The 21095-nt window shown below is 70.5% G+C and carries 23 protein-coding genes; 21 read left to right on the plus strand and 2 right to left on the minus strand.

Annotated elements, in window-relative coordinates:
• The first annotated feature begins 50 nt into the window (after positions 1-50).
• Together ACIQKA_RS33515 and ACIQKA_RS33520 are read left to right on the plus strand one after the other, a co-directional pair.
• A complete protein-coding gene (locus ACIQKA_RS33515) occupies positions 51-899 on the plus strand; it encodes a PIN domain-containing protein (RefSeq protein WP_402543229.1) in 849 nt (282 codons plus the stop codon).
• Positions 900-928: 29 nt separating this feature from the next.
• Positions 929-1204 carry a hypothetical protein gene (locus tag ACIQKA_RS33520; protein WP_402543230.1) on the plus strand — a complete coding sequence of 92 codons (276 nt, stop codon included), beginning with the start codon at positions 929-931 and terminating at the stop codon, positions 1202-1204.
• Here ACIQKA_RS33520 and ACIQKA_RS33525 read toward each other — a convergent pair.
• Positions 1168-2982, minus strand: coding sequence for a zeta toxin family protein (locus ACIQKA_RS33525; protein WP_402543231.1), 1815 nt, complete (start codon positions 2980-2982; stop codon positions 1168-1170). The genes ACIQKA_RS33520 and ACIQKA_RS33525 overlap by 37 nt on opposite strands.
• Before the next feature lie 73 nt (positions 2983-3055).
• On the opposite strand from ACIQKA_RS33525, the gene ACIQKA_RS33530 reads away from it, so the two are divergent.
• The 12 genes from ACIQKA_RS33530 to ACIQKA_RS33585 all read left to right on the plus strand — a co-directional run bounded on the left by ACIQKA_RS33530 (position 3056) and on the right by ACIQKA_RS33585 (position 14864).
• Positions 3056-3313, plus strand: a complete 258-nt coding sequence (locus ACIQKA_RS33530) for a hypothetical protein (RefSeq protein WP_402543232.1) — start codon at positions 3056-3058, stop codon at positions 3311-3313.
• On the plus strand, positions 3310-3690 hold the full coding sequence (locus ACIQKA_RS33535; RefSeq protein WP_402543233.1) for a hypothetical protein: 381 nt from the start codon (positions 3310-3312) through the stop codon (positions 3688-3690). Before ACIQKA_RS33530 ends, ACIQKA_RS33535 begins: the two co-directional genes overlap by 4 nt.
• A 1079-nt stretch (positions 3691-4769) precedes the next feature.
• Complete coding sequence (locus ACIQKA_RS33540; protein ID WP_402543234.1) at positions 4770-5699, plus strand: helix-turn-helix domain-containing protein; 930 nt, start codon at positions 4770-4772, stop codon at positions 5697-5699.
• 24 nt (positions 5700-5723) lie between these two features.
• A complete protein-coding gene (locus ACIQKA_RS33545; RefSeq protein ID WP_402543235.1) occupies positions 5724-6137 on the plus strand; it encodes a hypothetical protein in 414 nt (137 codons plus the stop codon).
• A 134-nt stretch (positions 6138-6271) separates the two neighbouring features.
• Complete coding sequence (locus ACIQKA_RS33550) at positions 6272-6451, plus strand: hypothetical protein (protein WP_402543236.1); 180 nt, start codon at positions 6272-6274, stop codon at positions 6449-6451.
• Between the two features lie 315 nt (positions 6452-6766).
• Complete coding sequence (locus ACIQKA_RS33555; RefSeq protein WP_402543237.1) at positions 6767-6925, plus strand: hypothetical protein; 159 nt, start codon at positions 6767-6769, stop codon at positions 6923-6925.
• Positions 6922-8523: a hypothetical protein gene (locus ACIQKA_RS33560; RefSeq protein ID WP_402543238.1), complete on the plus strand. Its 1602-nt coding sequence runs from the start codon at positions 6922-6924 to the stop codon at positions 8521-8523. The genes ACIQKA_RS33555 and ACIQKA_RS33560 overlap by 4 nt, the downstream gene beginning before the upstream one ends.
• Before the next feature lie 298 nt (positions 8524-8821).
• Entirely contained in the window at positions 8822-9367 is a 546-nt protein-coding gene (locus tag ACIQKA_RS33565; protein ID WP_402543239.1) for a hypothetical protein, read from the plus strand.
• A 220-nt stretch (positions 9368-9587) separates the two neighbouring features.
• On the plus strand, positions 9588-10124 hold the full coding sequence (locus ACIQKA_RS33570) for a hypothetical protein (RefSeq protein WP_402543240.1): 537 nt from the start codon (positions 9588-9590) through the stop codon (positions 10122-10124).
• 540 nt (positions 10125-10664) lie between these two features.
• Entirely contained in the window at positions 10665-11054 is a 390-nt protein-coding gene (locus ACIQKA_RS33575) for a hypothetical protein (RefSeq protein ID WP_402543241.1), read from the plus strand.
• Positions 11055-11112: 58 nt separating this feature from the next.
• On the plus strand, positions 11113-12165 hold the full coding sequence (locus tag ACIQKA_RS33580; RefSeq protein WP_402543242.1) for a hypothetical protein: 1053 nt from the start codon (positions 11113-11115) through the stop codon (positions 12163-12165).
• A 185-nt stretch (positions 12166-12350) separates the two neighbouring features.
• On the plus strand, positions 12351-14864 hold the full coding sequence (locus ACIQKA_RS33585) for a DEAD/DEAH box helicase family protein (RefSeq protein WP_402543243.1): 2514 nt from the start codon (positions 12351-12353) through the stop codon (positions 14862-14864).
• 371 nt (positions 14865-15235) lie between these two features.
• Here the strand turns inward: ACIQKA_RS33585 and ACIQKA_RS33590 are convergent, their stop codons facing one another.
• Positions 15236-15436, minus strand: coding sequence for a hypothetical protein (locus ACIQKA_RS33590; protein WP_402543244.1), 201 nt, complete (start codon positions 15434-15436; stop codon positions 15236-15238).
• Positions 15437-15733: 297 nt separating this feature from the next.
• Here ACIQKA_RS33590 and ACIQKA_RS33595 point away from each other — a divergent pair, with 297 nt between their 5' ends.
• The 7 genes from ACIQKA_RS33595 (at position 15734) to ACIQKA_RS33625 (ending at position 21003) form a co-directional block, all read left to right on the plus strand.
• Positions 15734-16132: a WYL domain-containing protein gene (locus tag ACIQKA_RS33595; protein WP_402543245.1), complete on the plus strand. Its 399-nt coding sequence runs from the start codon at positions 15734-15736 to the stop codon at positions 16130-16132.
• Positions 16133-16458: 326 nt separating this feature from the next.
• Positions 16459-16974 carry a hypothetical protein gene (locus ACIQKA_RS33600; protein ID WP_402543246.1) on the plus strand — a complete coding sequence of 172 codons (516 nt, stop codon included), beginning with the start codon at positions 16459-16461 and terminating at the stop codon, positions 16972-16974.
• A 465-nt stretch (positions 16975-17439) separates the two neighbouring features.
• Positions 17440-18066 (plus strand): hypothetical protein, encoded by a 627-nt coding sequence (locus tag ACIQKA_RS33605; protein ID WP_402543247.1) that lies wholly within the window; start codon positions 17440-17442, stop codon positions 18064-18066.
• A 406-nt stretch (positions 18067-18472) separates the two neighbouring features.
• Complete coding sequence (locus ACIQKA_RS33610) at positions 18473-18610, plus strand: hypothetical protein (protein ID WP_381735770.1); 138 nt, start codon at positions 18473-18475, stop codon at positions 18608-18610.
• Between the two features lie 152 nt (positions 18611-18762).
• Entirely contained in the window at positions 18763-19935 is a 1173-nt protein-coding gene (locus ACIQKA_RS33615; RefSeq protein ID WP_402543248.1) for an asparagine synthase-related protein, read from the plus strand.
• A gap of 70 nt (positions 19936-20005) precedes the next feature.
• The gene (locus ACIQKA_RS33620) at positions 20006-20863 is read left to right on the plus strand and encodes a GNAT family N-acetyltransferase (protein WP_402543249.1); all 858 of its coding nucleotides are present in this window, start codon (positions 20006-20008) and stop codon (positions 20861-20863) included.
• The gene (locus tag ACIQKA_RS33625) at positions 20860-21003 is read left to right on the plus strand and encodes a hypothetical protein (protein WP_402543250.1); all 144 of its coding nucleotides are present in this window, start codon (positions 20860-20862) and stop codon (positions 21001-21003) included. The genes ACIQKA_RS33620 and ACIQKA_RS33625 overlap by 4 nt, the downstream gene beginning before the upstream one ends.
• Positions 21004-21095: the final 92 nt, after the last annotated feature.

The following is a 21095-nucleotide window of genomic DNA, read 5'->3' on the forward strand; positions in this document are numbered from 1 at the left end:
AACGGCTAAAACGCCCGCCCCTCTCTGGCGGTCGCTGGGAGGATCACCTGATGAGACTCAAGCCCGGGTTCACCCCGGATGCCGTGGAGCCGGTTCTGGGCAGAGCGCTGCTGCTGTGGCAGAACTTTCAAAGCAGTCGACAACCGTGGGACGAGTATTTCCGGGTGGTCGACAACACCGAACGTGTACTGGGCCAGTACTTCATCGAGCCCGACTTCAACGCCGTCCTGTACGACGGCCACTTTAGGATGCTCGTGAGTAGCGGTCCGATGTCTCGTGTGACCCCAAGGATCATGACGCGGGAAGCCGAGAAGCAGATCGAGTTCCTCAAGCAGGTCCAGGACGATCTGAAGCTCCTGCGTACCTACGCCGAGCGGCCCGGTGTGCCGGTGGTCTACGACACGAACATGCTGGTCCATTGGTTGTCTCCGGCCCAGGTGAAGTGGCCCGATGTCCTGCGCGGGGAGGGTATACGTACCAGCGAGGTACGGCTGGTGGTGCCGCTCGTTGTCATCGATGAGCTGGACCGGCAGAAGTCGGGTGAGGGCCAGTTGGGGGAAAGGGCGGCGCAGGCGATTCGCTATCTCCAGAGAGCTTTGGAAGGCGCGGAGGGCGAGCCGGTCACGGTGCGGCCTGGGGTGACGCTGGAGGTCCGGCTGGATCCGCCTGGGCATCGGCGTGGGGATGCGGATATGGAGATTCTGCTGTGCGCGGCCGAGCTCGATCAGCTCAAGCCTGGTACGGAGACGCGGGTGCTGAGTGATGACTTCGGCATGCACCTGCGAGCTCAGGGGCTGGGACTGAAAGCTATGCGGCTGCCCGACGAGTGCCGCAAGAACGCCAGACGGCAGGGCCCGGCGGCCCAAGAACAGGGAACAAAGGAGAATGACACCCTCTAGCAAGATCAACTTTAGGGAGGGTGGTCACCGTGGCCGACCCCGATGTGCCTGACTTCTCCGGCCTGGAAGCCGACGAGGAGCAAGCGGCGGTGGAAGACATCCAGGAGGTGGTGAACTGGTACACCGCCCAGCTCGTCGCGGAGCATCGCGCGCCGGTGCCGGATGAGGAACGCATGGAGGAGCTGAAGGCCGGCCGTCAGGCCGCGCTCGCCGATCAGCAGCAGCTCGCGACCGCCGACCCGGAGGAGACGGCCAGGATCGCCGAGGTCTACGCGGCGCGGCTGAAGGAGCTCAACGAGTCATAGCCCGGCCTGTTCAGCACAACGGGCAGAGGCCAGATCGGGGGGTGCGGCCGGTCGATCCGGACCGGCTGCATCCCCGGCGGCATCAGCGGGCGGGCGAGCGCGGCAATCTCCTGCAGTTCGTCGCGGTGCCGGGGCAGCGCCTTCCACAGGCCGTGGTGAAGGCGAAGAAAGGCGGCGGCCTCCTGCTCGGTGTAGGGGCGAAGGCGTTCGGCGGCAAGCGCCCACGTGGCACTACCGGCTCCGCTGCCGTTCTCGTGGCGCACCAGGGCGTGGCCGTCGCGGCGGATGACGGTGATGGACGTGATCTGCGGATGGGTTTCGGAGGCGGTGACGACGTCGGCGAGCGCGTGGAAACAGGTGTGGTGTCCCGAGCGGCTGGTGAACCGGCCGGTGGCGCCACGCTGGAGAGCGCGGGCGTAGCGCAGAGCGGTGGCCTGACGGCTGTCGGCCTCACGGACGGCCAGAACGACGAGATCAACCGGGTAACCGCCAGTGGCGTACGGCAGTGCGCTGTTGAAGAGTTCCTGCACGCTGCCCGGCGCTGCTTCGATCAGAACGTCGCCGCGCCGCTCACGGACATAACTCTCGGCCCGGGTGAACCAGGCCCGGTAGTCGGCCCGGATCGCCGCTCCGGCCTCACGGGGATCGTCGCGCAGCAGCTTGTAGTAGTCGGGGTGCTGGGCCTTGAGGTAGTCGCCGACCAGATGCGTAGTACCCGGCCGCACCATCCGCGCGGCCCTGAGCTTGCCCGCGCCGGGCTGGCCTAGGACATACACCGCCCGTGGATCGTCCCGGCCGATGATGCCGTTCAGGTAGGAGGGGGCGATCAGCTCGTCGAAGACCCACTTGTGCTCTTCGGCGGACAGGCGGTGGTAGTCGACACCGGGCGCGCGGCGCCGGGGCTGGGCGATGCGGCGGACCGGCTCGGCCAGCGCGGCGGCCCGCCGGGCATCGCGGTGCACGGCCAGACGCTCGTCCTCGGGCAGATCACGGTGCACCCGCACCTCGGCACGGGTCAGCGCGTGGTGGAAGACGGCTGTCTCCGTCGCGCTCCAGGGGCGGCGCCGCTCACGGATGACGGCACGGTCGGCGGCCGTACGGCGCCGCCACACGCCATCAGCGAATTCGTTGTCGTACAGCACGGTGCCGTCACGCCGCACCACAGTGATCCGGTCGGCCAACTGCTCGGCCTCCACGGCCGCCAGGGTCACCGGCAGACCCTCCACGCAAGTGCCGAGGTTGTCCCACCCCACATACCGAGCGCCCTCACCACCAGCCGCCCCGTCCAGGAGACGATCCAGGATTCCGAGCTGGGCCCACGCCTCCGCCGTGGCGACGACAAGGATCTCGATACGGTGCCCCGAGCGCCGGTAGGCCGCCGACGAGACGCGGAACTCATCCGCGTCGGCGAGAGCGGACTCCACGACCGCGTCGAACCGGCAGGCCCGGACATGCTCCTCGACTCCAGCCTGCCAGTACCCGGTATCCGGCCGGATCCCAGCACCGGCCGTGCGGATGTCGGCGGCCAAAAGCGCCCGGTAGGAGGGGTGAGCGGCCTTGTAGAGGTCGCGGCACACCCGCACGGCACCGCCCCGCCGCGCCAGCGCGGCCTGGACGAGGTCGGCGAACGTGGTCTTTCCCGCCCCGGGCTGACCCGCGACCACCACGACGACCGGCCGCTCCTGCGGCACCGCGCCCGCAGTCCACTGCGGCAGATGCGCGTCGAGAACCCGCTGCCGCTCTTCCTCGCCGAGCCTGTACGCGGAGTGAGTGCTCACCGGGTTTCTCTCCTCCGACTCGACGGGTACGGGTACGTACCCGTACCCTTATCCTATAGGAAGGAGACCCGCCATGTCCGACGCAAATGTGAGGATCCCCGAGGAAGCCCGCGACCGGCTCGCCGCCGTCGCCGCCGCCGAAGGCCTGTCCCTGCGCGCCTACCTCGCCCGCCTCGCCGAGACCGTCCTGACCCCCGCCGAACGCGCCCAGCGCGCAGAGAAGGCCCGGGCCGCCCTGAACGCCTGGAACGGCTACGCCCCCGCGGCCGGTGAACAGGCCGCTCTGGACGACGAGCTCGACCGCCGCCTCAGCCAGGCCCGGCGCCCGTGAACGACATTACCCACATCGTCCTGGACGAGAGTGCGATGACCGCCGCCGGCACCGGCAACATTCTCGTCTCCCGCCTCATCCACCGCGCCCACGCCGAACCCGGCTGGTACCTCTACGCCCCCGCCTGCGCCCTCGTCGAAGCCGACCGGACCCGCCCCGGTACCGCCGAACACCTCGCCGCCCTGCCCGGCATCACCGTCCTCGACCTCGACCTCGCCGCCGTCCTCGCTATCGCCTCACACGACACCTGGGCCCAAGCCCACACCCACCACACCGCCCAGCCCACCCCCGACCGGCCCGACGGCGCGATCATCGCCACTACCAACCCCCAGCGCTGGAAGGACGAACCCGTCCGCGTCCTGGACCTCGCACCCTGAACCAGGCACATCCTCAGGAGCCAGGGCCGGCAGCTGGTCGCTTGATGTCCCCATGCCGCACTGCAGCATCGTGGCGTTCGTGAACTTGCCTGGTAGCCGGCGGAGTCCGCGGCTCTCGCCTTTCTCCTCTCTGTCCTTGGCGTGGGCTTGCTGTGCCAAGGACAGAGAGGAAAGGCGTCGCCTGAGGTATGGGCTGCGAGCAGATGGTCGAAGACCAGGAGTCTGAGGTGTTCGGCTGTTGTTCTGGCGCCTGCGGCATGCTGTGAGGCGGGGTGCGGAACGTTGTGCGTGTCCAGCTCTTTGGAGCGATGACACGCGTGGCGGGGTGGAAACCACCGCGCGCCGGGCGCGCGGGTGCGCGCGGGGTGCCGGTTTTTTCGCGCGGGCGTGTTGGAATCAGACGCGAAGCGTTCAGTCGTGACCGTGTGGGTTCTACTTCTGATCGCTTGGGCTGCTTGATGAGGTTCCCGGTTCCGTCTTGGTGACAGCGGATGCGGGGGCGGTGTCCGGACACCTATGCCCACGGCGTTACTTTGCGGCGTTGACCGACCGCGCTTCGTAGTACTGTCAGCCGACCCGGCAGCTCCGGGCATGCAGAGACCCCGGCGGGGCGTCCAAACCACAAGCCGGGGTCTCTCTTAGCCAGTCCTTCGTCAGTTGCTCTACATAGGGAAGGCCCTTATGCGTTTTCACCGACGACGGCAGCGGGTTCCCGCCTTCACGGGAGAACCGAGTCGTGACGGTATCATCCCGCCCTTCACGCTGGCCCAAACCCGCAGATGCGTTGCCATTGTTGGCACCGCACGGGCAGGCGCCTGTGCGGGCGCATTTCCTGCGCTCCGTCAGGCCCTTCTGTGTGCATGCATCCCACCGGCGCTACCCGCTGCCCTACTCGGCACTGTGTGAATCGTCCCTGGCCACCGGTGGATTTCGTCAACGCTGGTCGCCGACCCGGGCCTTGTTCGCCCAGGCGCGCTCAGGACCGGGCAACCACGTCGTCCAGGCAGTCAATCACCTCACGGCCCGGGCGAAAAAGCCTGGCCGCTTCCAGTGACACCACCCGGAAAGAGTAGACAGCGGTGAGTTCCTTCCCTACGCATACCCCCGACAGCAGTGCGGTACCTGAGCCGGCCGGGCCGGACCCCTCCCTGCACTTCCTGCACGAGCTCGCTCAGGATGCCGCCAAGCTGAGCGATGCCTTCCTCAAGGCGGTCAACCACACCAAGCCCGACGTGCCCCCTCCCCCCGAGGAGATCCTCTCCCTCGTTATGGCACTGCGCGAGCTGACGGACGATCTGATCGGCGCCGCCGTCCTGTACGGGCGCACGCACGGCGAGCCGCTCGCCGCGATGGCCGCCCAGGTCGGTGTCGGCCCGGACCGGCTGCGCAAGAAGTACCGTGCGCAGGACGTCAAGGAAAGGCTCCGGACCCGCCGCCGGCCGCGCCCTAACCGGTGGGCTTCACGCGCAGGGGGCGAGAGCAGGAACGGGCAGGGAACACGTGAGCCCCGCCAGCGCCTGGCCGCCGCTCTGACCCGGCTTCACCACAGCAGCGGTCGCAGCCAGAAGCAGGCCGCCAAGGACCTTGGGATCCACGCCTCCTATCTTTCCCGCATGCTCTCCGGGGAACGGCCCACGTCCTGGACGTATGTGAAGAAGATCGTGGACGCAGCCGGCATGTCCGCGGAGACGTTCAAACCGCTCATGGAGGTCGCCGTGGGCGGCCCGCCGAGCACCGGCGGCGACCCCGGCACCTATCTGCGCAACTACCTCGCCGCTCTGCGCTACGCCTGCGGCAACCCCACCGAGGACGACATCCTCACCTCCGCCAAAGGCAGCCTCACCCGCCTCGAACTGCGCACCGCGCTGCATGGCCCCCGCGTCCCGGACTGGCCTGTGATCCAGAACCTGGTCACCGCCCTGTACGGCGTGCCGTGCCCCGCCGAACCCCTGTGGCAGGCCGCCTACGAACCCCACGACTCCGGTTACCCGGCCGAGTCCTTCGGCTGACCTGCACCACCCGGAGGAAGCTTCATGAAGCGCACCGCTCCCGCTCTGCTCGCCACCACCTTCAACGCCTTCTGCGAGCTCCACCGCCCCATCTATCTCGCTCACGCCCGCGCCCGCCTGCCGCAGGAAGAAGCCCGGATAGTGATCGCGCTGCTCTTCGAACTCGTTGCCGACAACTGGATCACCGTCGTCGCCGACCCCCGCCCGGCCGCCCGGGTCTGGGACATGCACACCCAGGTCCTCGCCAACCGCTCCCTACCCACCACCCCGGCCGAGGATGTCCTCCTTCTGCACGACACCCTCCACCTGAGCATCGATCGCGTCGCCACCGTCACCGGCCGCGACACAGCCACCATCGCCACCCTCCTCGCCGCCGCCCGCCGTGCCCGGTCATCTCCCGCACGATCCGGACAAGGAAGAACCACCGTCATGCCCTGACCGCACCCACGCAGGCGACCGGCCGGTACGGCATGCACCGGCAATTACCAACGAGAAAAAGACGATCAGTCTATCACGGCAGAAACCCCTCCTGGGACTGCCCTGCCTCTGCCTGCAGAAAGGCAATCCGGCACATGAACAGCACACCGGAGCAGTCACCCGACCCGGCCTCCAGCTCGCCCTCCACCAACGACACCCCACCGCGCCGACGTCGGCGCCGCACCGTCACACGCCACTTCGTACGCGGCCTGAGCTACGGCACCGGCCTGACCCTCGCCAGCCTGCTCGGCTACTGGATCCAGCAACTGCTGTAACCCCACCCCATGCCGCCCGATCCGCCCCCCTCCTTGAACAACCCGACGCGGACGAACCCGGGCGACACCTAGCCGTCAGCTCTCCGCCAGTCGCCCAAGCACCTTGGCAAGGACGGCGAAGCACTCACCACCAGACTCACCACCACGCCCACCACCAGGAGTTATGTCCTTGTGACGGAGGAGGCGGGCAGCGGTGAGCCGGGCGGTGAGGCTGCGGACGAAGGGTGTGGTGACCCAGCAAAAGATCTTCACGGAGCTCCCTGACACCCGCGCCAGCGCCGGGCCGTCGCACGGGAACCGGAAAGGAAGGCCACCGTGCCCGGCACGCGCACACAGCGCACGAAAACCAGCGAAGAGACCCCGCAGGCCCTCCCCGCCGAGAACCAGCCCGCCCTCGGCACCCCGGGCCGCGAGAAGACGTGCCCGGAGCTTGCCCCCGAGGCGCACGAGACCTTCGCGGGGGTGGCCCGGTGAGCGTGGCGCCCGAGGTGCGGCGTGGGGGCGGGCTGCCGTTCGGGCAGGTCGTCTCGGCGTGGGTGTGCGATCCGCGGTACTCGACGAACCTGCGCACCCTCTACATGATCCTGGTGACCTACGCCGACATCGGCGCCCGGGACACCAGCCGGGGCAAGCCCTACCGCCCCGAGCTCGCGGCGCAGCTGGGGGTGTCGGTGAAGACCCTGGACCGGACCGTGCTGGAGGGCGAGGTGGCCGGCCTGTTCCGGGTGGAGCGGCGTCCGGATCCGTCGAACGGGAAGCTGCACGACGCGAATGTCTACCACCTGCGGGACGGCGAGTTCTGGCGTGGGGAGTGGACCGACCCGCTCGCACCCGGCCAGGTGGCCGCGCAGGTGGCCGCCGATCTTGTCGAGGCCCGGGTGAAGGCGAAGCGCGAGGCCGGGATCCTGCCCAGGGGCGGGGTGCCCAAGGGCACCAAGCGGCCGAAGAAGAAGAGCGTGGCGTCGTCCGTGACGCCACCCGTGCCGGAGGGGGGTGGCGTCATGGGTGACGCCAGGGGTGGCGTCATGGATGACGCGGGGGTGGCGTCACCGGTGACGCCCAAGGTCTATAGCCCTGTCGAGAACCCTGATCAAGAACCCGCCGACCCTCCCGTCCGTCCCTCCGTGCGGGTAGAGAACGCGCGCGTAAGGAACACGGACGGAGGGACGGACGGAGGCGGCGGCGACGTCGAGGACCAGGAGCACGGGACCGCGACGGCAGCAGAAGAGCCGACGGCAGCCGGCACCGCGCCGGAGAGCCGCAGCGGGGAGGAGGACACCGGATCCGGTCCGGTCTGCGCCGTGCGGCCGGTGGGCCTGACGCCGGGCGTGGAGGTGCTGCGGGCGATCGCGGCCGAGGCCCCGCAGTGGACGGTCACGAACGCCGTCTCACTGCGCGACCAGGGCCGCACCGTCACCGTCATGCTGGAAACAGGCTTCACCCCGCAGGAAGTCCGGCACGCGATTCTGTCCCGGCCGCTGCCCCAGCCCCTTCGTACGTCGGTCGCCGGGGTGATCAGCGGACGGCTGCGCCACCTGATCGCGATCGGCCCCGCCTCCGGCATCACCCCCATCCCCGTACAGCCGGCCGGCACTCACGGCCCGGCGCCCCGTGGGGCGGGGGACCAGGTCGAGACGCCCACCCCGGTCTCCTGGGCGCAGCGGCGCGCGCAGATGGACGCGGAAGACGCCGGCCACGGCCGCCACCGGCCCTGCGCCGGGGACGATGGCCTGTGCCCCCACGACGCCCTGCCCGGCCTGGACCGGTGCGCGCACTGCCTCGGCGGCCAGCGGCCCGCCTGCGCCACCGGCTGCGGCCGCGGCGTGGTGGCACCCGGGCTGCGGTGCATCGTCTGCTCCAAGCCGCCGGCCGCCGCTGAGATGGGCGACTGCCCCGGCTACGGCGGCCGGACATGCGGGCGGGCCGTACAGACCGAAGGGCTCTGCGCACGCTGCAAGATCGAGGCGGAGAAGGACCGGGCCGCCGCCAAAGCCGAATGGACCGCCGCCCGGGACGCCGCCGTCGCCACTGCGACAGCGGCCGAACACGCACCCGCACCCGCTCCCTTCTGACCCGCGGACAACCGGCGTCCTCCCTCGCCTTGTTCCAGCTGTCTGGAGCGGAGCGGGCGTGTAGATCCGTCGTGGTGAGTGAAGGCGGCCCCGCTCACCACCACAGAGCGTGGTGAGTCCTATCTATGAGGCTCACAGTCCGTTTCCCCAGGTGGACGCGCATCTGTGTGACTGTGAGGAACTTTCCACAGGGCCCGGCGCCATGGCCGTTGTCCTCTGCCAGATGATCTTGACCGTTTGTCATGTGAGGTTGACTGGGCCCGTTGCCTTGTCGGGTACGTCGTTAAGGTCAGGTCCCATGGTGGATGAAAACGTCGCGGACAAGGGCCGCTTTCTCGTCCTGCACGACTACGGCATGGGCGGCTCGTGGTGGTGGGTCCGGGCGCGGTCGGCGCGGGAGGTACGTGAAACGTTCGCCTGGGTCGAGGTGGTCACCGATCCGCAGACCATGGCCCGGTTCGAGACGGAAGAACTGGAAGAGACTGACATCGACGCGCCCCGGATGCCCGCGGGTCTGGACGGGCTGCGGGCCGAGCGTGATACGCAGCGCGGCCAGGAGGGTTTCGGCGCGCTGGCGGACAGAAACATCCTGTACCTGCGGCGCCGCTGGGAGGAAGACGATGAACCGGCCGACTACCTGATGGAGGTGGGCTCCGACGGGCGGCGACTTCGCCAGGTGGAAGTCCCGGAGGGCGGGACTGTCCTGCGCAGCGGTCCTGACGACTGGTCGTTCAATCCACCGGTCGTGGACCTCTTCGATCCGGTGCTGGCGAGTCAGGAGATCAGCCGGAGCGACTTCGAAGAGCAGTGGGCACACGCACGTCCCGTGGACTCCGGCGAGTAGGAACCGATCCAACCGGTCAAACCCACCTGGCAACTGATCAAGATCACCTGTCAAAGACCAGGTGGAGCGGATAGGGTCCGCTCAGCCCGTGCCGATATGGCGTGCACGGGTCAGGCCCGGCGCCCAGACGCGCTCTGGGACGCAGTACCGCCGGGCCGCCCCTGACCCCCGGCACCGACCGGGGCCGTCACCTTGCCGTGGCGCGGGCGTTGTGCCGGGCATGGACTGGACGCAGATGCTCAAGGAACTCGCGGACGCGGTGGAAGTACGCAACCGCAGGGTGATGGCGTTGCGTTCGTCCGGGGCGCACGTGGCCGAGCTGGCCGCGCAGGCTCTCGTGGCCGGTGTCCCGGGCCCTTCGCTGAGCAGGATTCTGGCCCGGATGGAACCGCTGGTCGAGCATGAGCGGCCGCATGTGTGCGGGCACAGCCCCGTCGTCCCGCCCGCCCGCCCCGCTCCATCGCCCACGCCCCGACGGTCTTCGCCGGACCAGGGCGATTCCGGCCTCCCCGCGCTGGTGCGCTACTCGCTGGCCGAGGCATGGCACAAAGGCATCCTGCCGTGGAAGCCGGCCACGGCTCGCGTGTACCGCAGGCGCTCTGTCCTGCGCGGTATCGCGGTACCCCAGGGCGTGCTGGACGGGCAGACGCCCCGCTTTACCGAGGATGAGCTGAGGACCTGGCGTGCGGCCTGGGAAGAGCAAGCCGTCCCTGCTTCCAACGGGCGCCTTCCGCAAGGTCCGGAAACGGCACGCTGACAAAGCCGGTTCCTTCTACATCCGGAAGGAACGGTCGCTCCGCTCGAAGAGCGCCGCCGGGGAGGACCCAGGTCTCCATCCACCGCGCACGCGTTCCTCCGTGCGCTCCGTCAGGCTCTCTGTCCCGTCGTGGTGAGTGGGAGCGGCTCCGCTCACCACCAGAGGCGTGGTGAGTTCCATCTGTGAGGCTCACAGTATGTTTTCCCAGGTGGACGTGTATCTGTGAGGTTGTGAGGGACTCACCACGGTGAAGAACCGGGCCGGTCCCTCGTCCCCCTGCGCGGGGCCGCCCCGGGTGCGGTGGCAACGAAAGCGGCCGGCGCCCACTTCCGCCGAGGCGGGTGGCAAGGGCGCCGGCCAACCGAAAACACACACTCCGGGAAACCCGAGAGGCGCATCTCGTCTCCGAGTCTATCCGCAACGCCGCGGCGCTACGGACCTGCCCGCTTGCCTTTGATGACATAATGTGGGTAATGTTTTCTTGCTTGCGGGTGGTGGCAGCCCGCGCTACCGAACACACCCCGACACCCTGGAGGCACTATGTCCTTTCCCCTCGCCCATCCCGTCGGCGTCCCGGCGCGCACCGTGGCCGCCGCGCCGGGGTGGCCGGCCACCCTCGAGGCCGAACTCACCCGGCCTGCCGGACTCCTGGCCGGTGCCGGCGCCCCCGCCGCGGGTACCCTGGCGATCCCCGCCCTCGCCGCCGGCCCGGGCGACATCACCGGTATCCGGATGCGCACCACCGGCAACCCGCCGCACGCCCTGGACGTCATCGCCGGCGGCGACCTCACCCCGCACGCCGGCGCCGGCAGCGCCTTCGCCCGGCTCCGCCCGCTCCTCGAGGCGGCCGCCCACCCGCGCGACGGGGGCGACGCCGAGGCCGGCGCGCCGTGCAAGCCGCACTGCCTGCCCGGCCCCTCGACCGACTGACACCCCCTGCCGGTGAGGCGCTGCGCGCGCCCCGCCCCCCGCTATGAAGGAGAAGAACGTGATCCGCGCCGGACGCCTGCCGTACGTCCAGACCATGGCCGACCTGGCCGACGCCCTCGGCAAGAAGCTCGTCACCGTCCGAAACCAGAAGCCGTACGCGGCGGAGGGCCACCCGGCGCCGATCAGTTCGCCCCACGCCAGGGCGCAGATGTGGGACGCGGAGCAGACCAGGGCCTACTACGCCGGCGAGCCGATCCCCGAGCTGCCGCAGACCGATGACGACGAAGATCTCCTCGACCGCCACGAGGCCGCCGAGCTGCTTGGCGTCGCCCCGGTGTCCTGGAACACCTACAAGAAGGACCAGATCCTGGCCGCGGGCATGGTTCTCGTCCCCCAGGGGCCCAAGGGCACCGAGCACTGGCCCCGCCGTCTGGTCCTGGCCTACAAGAACAGCCGCCCCGGCAGGGGCGCCGGCGGTGGCCGGCCCGCGGGCAGCGGTGACATGGTTCCCCGAGACGAGATCCTGCCGCGGATCGCCGAACTCCTGGACGCCGACCCCGCCATCACCGTGGACGCCGTCGCCGAGACCCTGGGCATCACCCGCTTCCCCACCGCCCAGAACGGCCTCGCCACCGTGCGCGGCCGACGCATCGCCGACCTCGTCGAGGAGCAGCCCGGCCTGGACCCGAAGGACGCCGCCATCCAGCTGGGCTACCCCACCGGCACTCATCGCGCCGCCATCGTGGCCGCCGAGCGGGAGCTGAACGTCCGCAGCGACAAGCCCTACCTGCAGCGGACCGCCGACTTCCTGGCCGCGGCCGGCATCGCCCAGCAGGCCCAGGTGGAGATGCGCCAGCCCGGCGGGGAACACGTCGCCGCCGCCGTCCTGCTCGACACCGGCCAGCCCGCCGCGGCCGTGGTGTGGGACTCCCGCTACGGATGGCGGACCTCCACCAGCCGCCGGCACCCCATCGGCAAAGCCAGCGACACCCCGCCCGAGGGCGAGGGAATCCGCTACCTCGGCAGCGGACTGCGGCCCGAACCCGAAGAGCTCCTCGACGCCCTGCGCGACGGCCGTAAGGGAACCAGACGCCCCCGCACCACACCCTGAACCGCGTACCGGCTGCTTGAACCCTCGCGGCAGACGACGCCGGGGCCGTGCAGAGCTTCTCCATGCGGCCCGGCGCTGTGCGGTGCACCTGTTGGAATTCAGGCCCCCTTGATCCTGAAACCGGGAACAATGATCCGTTCCGGGTGAGCAACGGCCCACCGGTCCACAGGAGTGAGGAGGCCAGGATGCCGCTGGACTGGGATCGAATCGGCACAGGAGACAGCGAGGCCCTCCTGAGGCCTCGGGACATCTACTCCGGGCTGCCCAAACGCCCGTGGCCCTACCTGCGCCACGAGCAGGGAGAAGTCCTCGACGCATGGTTCGACCGGCGCGATGACCGCGACGTGGTGATCAAGCAGAACACCGGAGGCGGCAAAACCGCGGTCGGCCTGCTGATCGCCCAGAGCACCCTCAACGAGGGCATCGGCAAGGCCGTGTACCTGGCCCCGGACAACTACCTCGTCAAGCAGGTCCGCGCGGAAGCGGACAAGCTCGGCATCGCCACAACCGAAGACACCCAGGACCCAGGGTTCCTCGCGACGCGCACCGTCCTGGTGACGAACTACCAGAAGCTGATCAACGGCAAGTCCCAGTTCGGCGTCGTCGGCGACGGCAAGCAGCCGGTCGACCTCGGCATCGTCGTGGTCGACGACGCCCACGCCGCACTCGCACGCACCGAGGACCAGTTCCGGCTCCGCGTGCCCTTCGGCCACGATGCCTACCAGGCCCTGCTGGACCTCTTCCGCGAAGACCTGCGCCACCAGGCCCCGAACGCCCTGGCCGACCTCGAGGCGCGGGACTTCAGCGCGCTCGCCACCATCCCCTTCTGGGCATGGGCGGACAAGAACGAGCAGGTCCTGAAGATCCTGCACCCGCACCGCAACGACGACGCCCTCAAGTTCGCGTGGCCGCTGATCGCTCACGTCCTTCCCCTGTGCTCCGCGACCGCGACATCGGCAGCGATCGAGATCCGGCCCTCGTGCCCGCCGATCGACCGCATCCCCTCCTTCGCCCGGGCCCGCCGACGCGTCTACCTCACCGCCACCCTGGCCGACGACAGCGCCCTGGTCACCGACTTCCAGGCCGACCCGGCCCTGGTCGCCCGGCCGATCACACCGGGCAGCGCGGCCGATCTCGGCGAACGGATGATCCTCGCCCCCATCGCCCTCAACACCGACCTCGACGACGAAGCCGTGCGCCGGCTCGCCCGCGCGTACGCGGACGGCGACCGCGACGGCGTGCCCGACGCCAAACCGATCAACGTCGTCGTCCTCGTGCCCAGTGCCCGGGCCGCGGCCGCCTGGAAGCCCTACGCCGACCGTATCCACCACGTGCAGGACCTCGTGGCCGGAGTGAAGGAGCTCCAGAAGGACCATGTGGGCCTAGTCGTCCTGGTCAACAAGTACGACGGCGTCGACCTGCCCGCCGGCGCCTGCCGCCTCCTCATCCTCGACGGCATCCCCCGCCCCCTCGACGCCGTGGAACGCCGCGAATCCGTGGCCCTGGCAGACAGCCCCGTCCGCCTCGCCCGGGAAATCCAGCGGATCGAACAGGGCATGGGCCGCGGCGTCCGCGACAGCGAGGACTACTGCGCGGTCCTCCTCCTCGGCGCGAACCTCGCCCTCGCTCTCCACGAGCCCCGCCACCTGCAGATGTTCTCGCCCGCGACCCAGGCCCAGCTCGCCCTCAGCCGGGAAATCGCCGAACAGATCCACGGCGGCGGCCTGAACGACATACGCCAGGCCCTCGAAGCGTGCCTGGCCCGGGACCCCCGGTGGACCGGACGAAGCCGCCGCGCCCTGGCCGAGGTCCGCTACACCGAACTCGGCACCGTACGCCCGGAGGCGGTGGCACTGCGCGAAGCCTTCGACCTGGCCGCCACCGGCCTTCCGGAGAAGGCGGCCGACCGCCTCCAGAAGACGATGAACACCCTCGACGACAAGCCGCTGCGCGGGTGGCTGCGCGAGCAGAAGGCCGCCTATCTCCACCAGGTCAACGCCGCTTCCGCTCAGCAGAGCCTGGTCACAGCCATCGGCGAGAACCAGTTCGTCCTGCGTCCCCTCGCCGGCGTGACCTCCGCCCAGATCAAACCGGCCGCCGTACAGGCGCGAGCCGCGGCCGAATTCCTCGCCAAGGAGTACACCGACGGCATCACCCTGGTGCTCGGCATCAAGAAGATCCTCGAGGATGTGGTCTGGGAGATCGAAGAGCGATCGGACGATGCCGAACACGCCTGGTACCGCTTGGGCCTCCACCTCGGGTTCGTCAGCACCCGGCCCGAGAAGCAGGAGGGCAAGGGCCCGGACAACCTCTGGGCTCTGACCTCGAAGGAGTTCGCCGTGACGGAACTCAAGACGGGCTGCGTGACGGACACCATCGCCAAGAAGGACCTGGGGCAGCTCGGCGTCAGCGTCGACTGGTGCAACGCGAAGCACCCGGAGGTCAAGGCACTGCCGGTGATGCTGCACCGGAGCCGCACCGCCGACCAGTACGGCACCCCGGTACCCGGTATGCGGGTGGTGACCCCGGCGAAGTACGAGCTGTTGAGCACGGCCGTCATGAAGTACGCCACCGCGCTCGCCAGCGACCTTGGCACCTGGGGCGAAGAGCAGGCCGTCGCCACGCACCTCACGCAGAACAAGCTGACCGGCGCCACCTTCTTCTCCACCTACGCCGAGACCTGCCGTACTGCTTCGTAGCGGCGGGGAGCATCCAATCGTGCGCCGCGCCCGCCCCGGAACGTGCTCTCTCCGGGGCGGGCGCGGCACGGCCTCCCTGGCCCGACTGGTCACGACGACCAACTCCCGGCCCACGTCGTCAAGGCCGGATGCCCGCGTTCCTACCGGAAATGGCCTGCCGTACCCCGCACCGGCCTGCCTGCGACGTGCGCAGGCCTGCCCGGCCCAGCTCGGGCCGGCGCGGATCGTCCCGGCCGGCGCGGTCCGCACCCGGCTCTCCCCCCGGCACCGCCCTGCGCGGCCCTGGAGCGGGGCGCGTTTCCGTGTGAAGGCCGCGCCCGGACATGCCGTAGCGGCCCCGCCTTCCGGCGGGGCCGCTACGTATGGGCTGCTCAGTGCTGGTCCCAGTCGACGCGTCGGCGCCGGGGGAGCGGCGGTTCGGCGCCGAACCGCAGTGCCAGCCTGAGCGCCGCACGGTCCTGCTTGTGCCTCGTCCGCTGGTAGGGCTTCCTGCTCCCGTCCTTCAGGTGGGAGATCCAGGGCCGCTCCTGGTGCTGCAGGTGCGCGGGGCGGTCGTGGAAGGTGCGGACCATTTCGGGGCTCCTCGCTGTGGATTTGTCGTGGTGCGTGTTTCGCGGTCGCTGACCGGCTGCCACTGCCGACCAACTGAGATAACTATATCAAGCACTCGTCACTTCGGTCAAGCGGGGGTGGCGGGGTGTCGGCGCGCGCTGTGGCGCGGCCGGCTGGATGGGTGGACGCGGAATCGGATCGGGAAAGGGTCTTCTTCGACTTCCGTAAAGTGATGTGCATGAGGTATAGTTTTCTTGTTGATCGGGGGTGGCACCCGGTCAGCACCCACCGAAAGCACGCACTCCAGGGAGAAACTCGTGTCGAACTCCATGAAGATCACCTCCGGTCAGACCTCCGCCCGCACCCTGACCGACCTGATCCGCGCCATGGACGGCCAGCGGGCCACGACCATCACCTACGTCGACAGCAAGGGCGAGGAGTCCGTGCGCACCATCGAGATCCACAACATCCTCACCACCGGCAAGGGCGACATCATCGTCCGCGCGATGTGCCGCACCCGGGGCGAGATGCGTACCTTCAACCTGGAGCAGATCAAGGCGTACACCGTCCACCGCATCGGCTTCGTGCTCGCTGTTCCGCAGGAGGAGGCGGCGGAGGCGGCCCCCCTGGCGCACTTCGTGGTCACCGCCGAGCAGATGATCGACCTGGAGCTGGAGCGCGACTACCCGCTCCCCAAGGTGACGCTCGCCGCGTAGACGGCCCCGGGCCCGCCCCGCCGGGCGGGCCCCGGCCCCGGCCGCCTGTCCGGTGGCCAGGGCCGGGGCGGCCAGGCGCGAAGCGCATCACTCGACGCACGGCGCCCCGGGCGGAGGCGGGCCGCGCGGCACCGGGAACACCGCTCGGTTTCCCGCTCGCCGCACCCGGACGCGCCACCCCTCAGGACCTCCCCCCCCGTGACCGCGCGGGGCGGGGAGAAGCAGCCCCCTCGGCACCGGCGCATCTCCCGCGCCCCGTGCCATGCCACCGCCCCACCCCACCCCGCCCCCGGGGTGATCCGTCCTCTCCCGACCCTGGAGGCCACGTGCCCGCCGACCTTTATGAATGGCGAACCGTCCCCTGCCCCGAATGCTCGGACCCGGCCGCCCGCCTGGTGCCAGGTGACGGCGACCGCGCCGACATCCTGCTGTGCACCCGCTGCCCCGCACACGGGCGGCCTGCGTACCGCGACCCCGCCGACGTCCGCGCGGTCCTCCCGTCCGGCGCCGTGCTCGCCATGCGGGACGGAGTGCTGTGCCTCGGCCTGCCCGCCGCGCCGCACGGCCTCAACGCGTACACGCGATCGGTCGTGGCGATGGGCGCGGAACGAGGGTTCCTCCCCGTGTGGCGGTCCTCACCCCGGCGCCACCACGTGACGCTGACCGAACCCGGCCCCGACGGGGCATGGGGGTGGATGGAAGTGGGCGCCCGCTCCGGGAAGATCCTGCGCGGCGCGATCTACCCGCATGGGAGCAGGGCGCCCGGCACCCGCGCCGCCGGGCCGCACGCCGTCCGTGAAATGGTGACCCGCCTCTGCACCCCTGGCTCGTTTGCCGGTTGAGCCGGAGGCCGCGCGGGAGCCTGCGGAAGCTTCCCGGGCCCCGCCGGAGCTCGCGGCCGGACCGGCACCGTCGAGGCGGTGAGCGTACGGATGACCGGAGCCCGCGCGTACCGGGACGGCGTGACCGCCGCCGTTGACGGCCGGTCCCGCAAGACCGCGCGCCCTGGACTGGGAGCCCCTGCCGGCGGCCCAGGACCCCGAGGCCGGCTGCTGACCCCCGCGCCCGGTCCCGTGCGGGACCGGGGGTCCCGCTCCTCATTCGCCGCCCGCGCCCGGTACGCGCGGCTCCATACCGGCCGATGCGGCAGCAGAAGGCGTCCGGTGCGCAGGCGGAGACCGCACCGGGCGCGCTGCCGAGCGTACGGAAGAACACCCACCGAGGTGATGTATAGATGATATAGTTTTCTCGTGGTCGGCGGTGGCAGCCGACCTCCACCGAAGACGCATCACCGGAAGGACCGCACGATGAAGAAACCCGACCACCAGACCTCCACTCTCGCCGACATCGCCGACCAGTTCGCGGAGGAGTGGGCGCGCAACGCCACCGCCTCGGGCCTCGCCGCCACCTTGGGATGCGCGGAACTCGACGCCCTGACGGCCGTCCTCGCCGCGTCCGGCCGCCCGGATGCCGCCACCCTCTGGATCGAGGGCCACCGGCGCGCAGAGCCTACGGACTGCCACGGGCACGTCGCCCCCCGCCTGGACCCCGCGCCGCTCCCGCACGACGAGCACGGCCGCTATTCGCCCATCCCGGGCACCGAGTACCCCTTCAGTGTCTCCGATGTCGCCCGCGCCGTCGTCGTGCTCCTCGGCCCCGACTGGCACGCCGAGTCCGGCTCCTTCGGCACCGCCGCCATCATCGCCGGCCCGTACATCGGCGGCTTCGGGCTCCTGGTCGACGGCGACGGCGACCTGTGCATCGAGTTCGCGCAGTACGAGGAGGACGACTGGCCCGAGTCCCCGGAACTCCCGGACGGCATCGGGCGCTACTCCGAGGGGGTGTACCTCTCCGAGGCCGCCTCCGCCTCGGACGGTCTCGACTTCCTCGCGGCACAGGTCGCCGCCGCTGTCCGCGCCGTCGCCGGCCGCTGACGCTCCCCTCTGCCGCCGCGACCCCGGGCCGGACGTGCGAGCCGTCCCGGGCCACGGCCCTCATCGGGCATTCTGATCCGGCGGCCGGTACAGAGCCCCGACCGGCCGGCCGTGGCGCCGGCTGGCCGAGAACTGCGGCGGAGCCGGAACCCCGGCACCGGTCGAGGTGTCGCGGCAGCACGCTTGGCGCGCCTGGTGGTGCTGGCCGCGGGGCCCGGCGGGGGAAGGGCGGCGGGGTCGTGCGTCCGGTCGCTGGCGGGTGGACCGTGAGTGCCGTGTGGACGAAGGTGTCCGGGGGCGCGTTTCCCCTTCCCTGAAGTGGTGAATGCGTGGTATAGTTTTCTTGTTGGTCGGCGGTGGCAGTCGGCCAGCGAACCGAATTCACACACACGAAGGGAAGGCTGACATGTCGAAGAAGTCGACGCCGGGAGACGGCACGCACGGCAAGGGCTCGAAGGGCGGTTTCGCGGGTGACGCGGCGCGCGGTGCGCTGCGCGTCGCCGGTGACGCGGTCCGTGGTCTGATGGCGCTGCGCCAGCGTTGATCTCTCCTGTAGAGGGAGCCTTCCGGGGCGGGAACGGGCGGACGGCGGATGATCCGCTGGCTCTGTCCGGCCCCGCCCCGGGGGTCGATCTGTGTGCGGTGGGGCTCCTGTTGGCCCCGCCAGCGCTCCTGGGGGAGTTCTACCCCGGGAGCATGTGGCACGGCGTGGAGAGGCTGCCCGGCCGGGCGGTCGAGCCGGTGGCCGACCCGCGCGGCCTGTCCGCCGTGTTCACCGACGCCGTACGCGACCTGACCCGTGAGGCGGACACGATCGGGGTGGCCGTCTCGGGCGGCCTGGATTCCCTGGCCACCCTGGTGCACGCCTGCAAGGTAGCTGAGGGTCGCCGGGTGATCGCGTTCACGGTGGACCTCACCGACGACCAGGGCCGCTCCTGCGTGGCCGTGGTGCGCCGCCTGGTGCGCGATCTCGCCCTGCCGGTTCAGGTGGAGGTGGTCGACAGCCGTGCCCGCGCGGTGCCCCTGTGGTCGCCGCTGGGGCCCCGGCTGGACGCGCTGCCCGAGCTGAACGCGGCGGTGGCCGAACGTGCCGCGTCGCGGGGCGCGGGTGTGCTGCTGTCCGGGGACGGCGCGGACGAGGCTCTGGGCGTACCCCGCTTTGCCGCCCGCGCGGTGGCTGCTGTCCACGGCGTGACCGGGGCGGCGCGGTACCTGCGGGATGCCGCCCGTTCGGACCCCGGTCTCGTGGGCGAGGCGGCCTCGGCCGTCGCCTCACTCCTGCCGCCTCGGCAGCGCGCCGAAGTGTACTGGGCGGTGAACTGGCCGGACTGGTGCGCGCCGACGGCCCCGGCCGTGCTCGCGGAGCCGTACCGGACCCGTGCCACGCTGTGGGCCCGGCAGTGGGTTGCCCAGACCATGGCCGACCATGCAGCGGCGGGGCGGTCGTGGGCGCAGGCCGACGCACACGACGCGTTCTACCCGCACGAGGTGATCCGCCCGGCGGGCGCGGTGGCCGAGGGGTCTCCGTTCCTGGTCGAAGGGTTCCTCAGGGCCGCCTTCGCGCTTCCTCTCGGAGCCCGGTACGGCCCCCGGCTCCCCACCCCGTACTGGCGCTCCAAGGCCCTGGTGCTGTCCCTGCTGCCCCGGGACCGCTGGAAGGCGCTCCCGGTCCGCAAGCAGTACGTCCGCAGCGCACTGGCGCAAACGGCGGCCCGCTTCGACCCGCTCGCCGTGCCGCTCGCGATCGACGCCGGACTGATCGACCCGGACCAACTGGCACGGGAGACCGACACCGCCGTCCTGCTCGCGGTCCACGCGATCGAACACTGGCTGCACGGAGCGATCGAGAAGGGAGCACACCTGCGCTGAACACCGCCGGGGCATCCCGCAGGATGCCCCGGCCCGCCCCGTCTCCTGGACACGAAAGGAAGGGCACGTCATGGTCATCTCCATGCCCCTCGTCCCCGGCCTGACCCTGCGCCCCTACACGGATCAGGACCGCAGTACGGTTCTCGACCTGATCAACGCCGACCGGCTGCACGGACAGCCGCTCGTGGACCGGCCCATGCTGGCCGACGCCCTCGCGGGCCGCTCACGGATCGACGCCGGATGGTGGGAAGAACTCGACCCGCCCGTCACCACCGTGGCCACCGGCTCTTCCGGAACGGTGCTCGGGATCGTCTCCTGCGCGGTGCGCCCGCAGGACGGCACGGGCCTGATCCTGTGGATGCATTGCGGAAAATCCACCGGGATGGCCCGTGCTCTGGTCGACCACGCTCTGACAGCCCTGGCCGACTGCCGGAAGTGGGAGGCGTACCAGTTCGCCTCCGCCCTGACCCTGGGCCTGGAAGGGCTCCCCGTCGCGCACCGTCCGGCCGTCCACGCGGCCCTGACGGGCCAGGGGTTCACGGCCCGCGACGAGTGGCGGTACATGCGCAGGACGCTGCCCGCCAGCGGTCTGCCGCGCCTGGAGACAGGTGTGGAGCCGGTGGCCGAGGGATGGCGCCTGACGGCTGGTGAGAAGGGCCGGGTGGAGGCCCATGCGACCGTCGGCCTGTCGGGCACCACGGGAGTCCTGTGGTGGATCGGCGTCGAGCAGGCCGCGAGGGGTCGCGGCCTGGGCCGGGCGATGCTCGGCTCCGCGCTGGACTTCCTGTCGGCCCGTGGCGCGAACGAGGTGATCCTCTACGTGGATGACGCCTCGGGCGATCCGGAGCAGGACCGTACGGCGGCGAACGCCCTGTACGAGAGCGCCGGATTCGTTCAGGTGGACCGTCTGTTCTCCTACCAGAGGTGACAGCGGTACGTCAGGGCTGGGTGGCCTCGTCGTCCGGGCTGCCTGGCCCTGCCCGCCCGCCAGCTCTACGCGCGAGCACCGGCCGGAGCATGGTGCTGACCTGGCATCTGATCCTGGAGCTCGCCGAGGTCGCGGCCTAGGCAGTGTCTTCAAATGATCACCGCTGGTGGATCATGGTGTTGTGATACGTCGCCATGAACTGTCGGACACCGAGTGGGAGTTCGTCCGGCCG

It is taken from the genome of Streptomyces sp. NPDC092045, from assembly GCF_044756005.1.
In the GTDB taxonomy this organism is placed as follows: Bacteria; Actinomycetota; Actinomycetes; order Streptomycetales; family Streptomycetaceae; genus Streptomyces.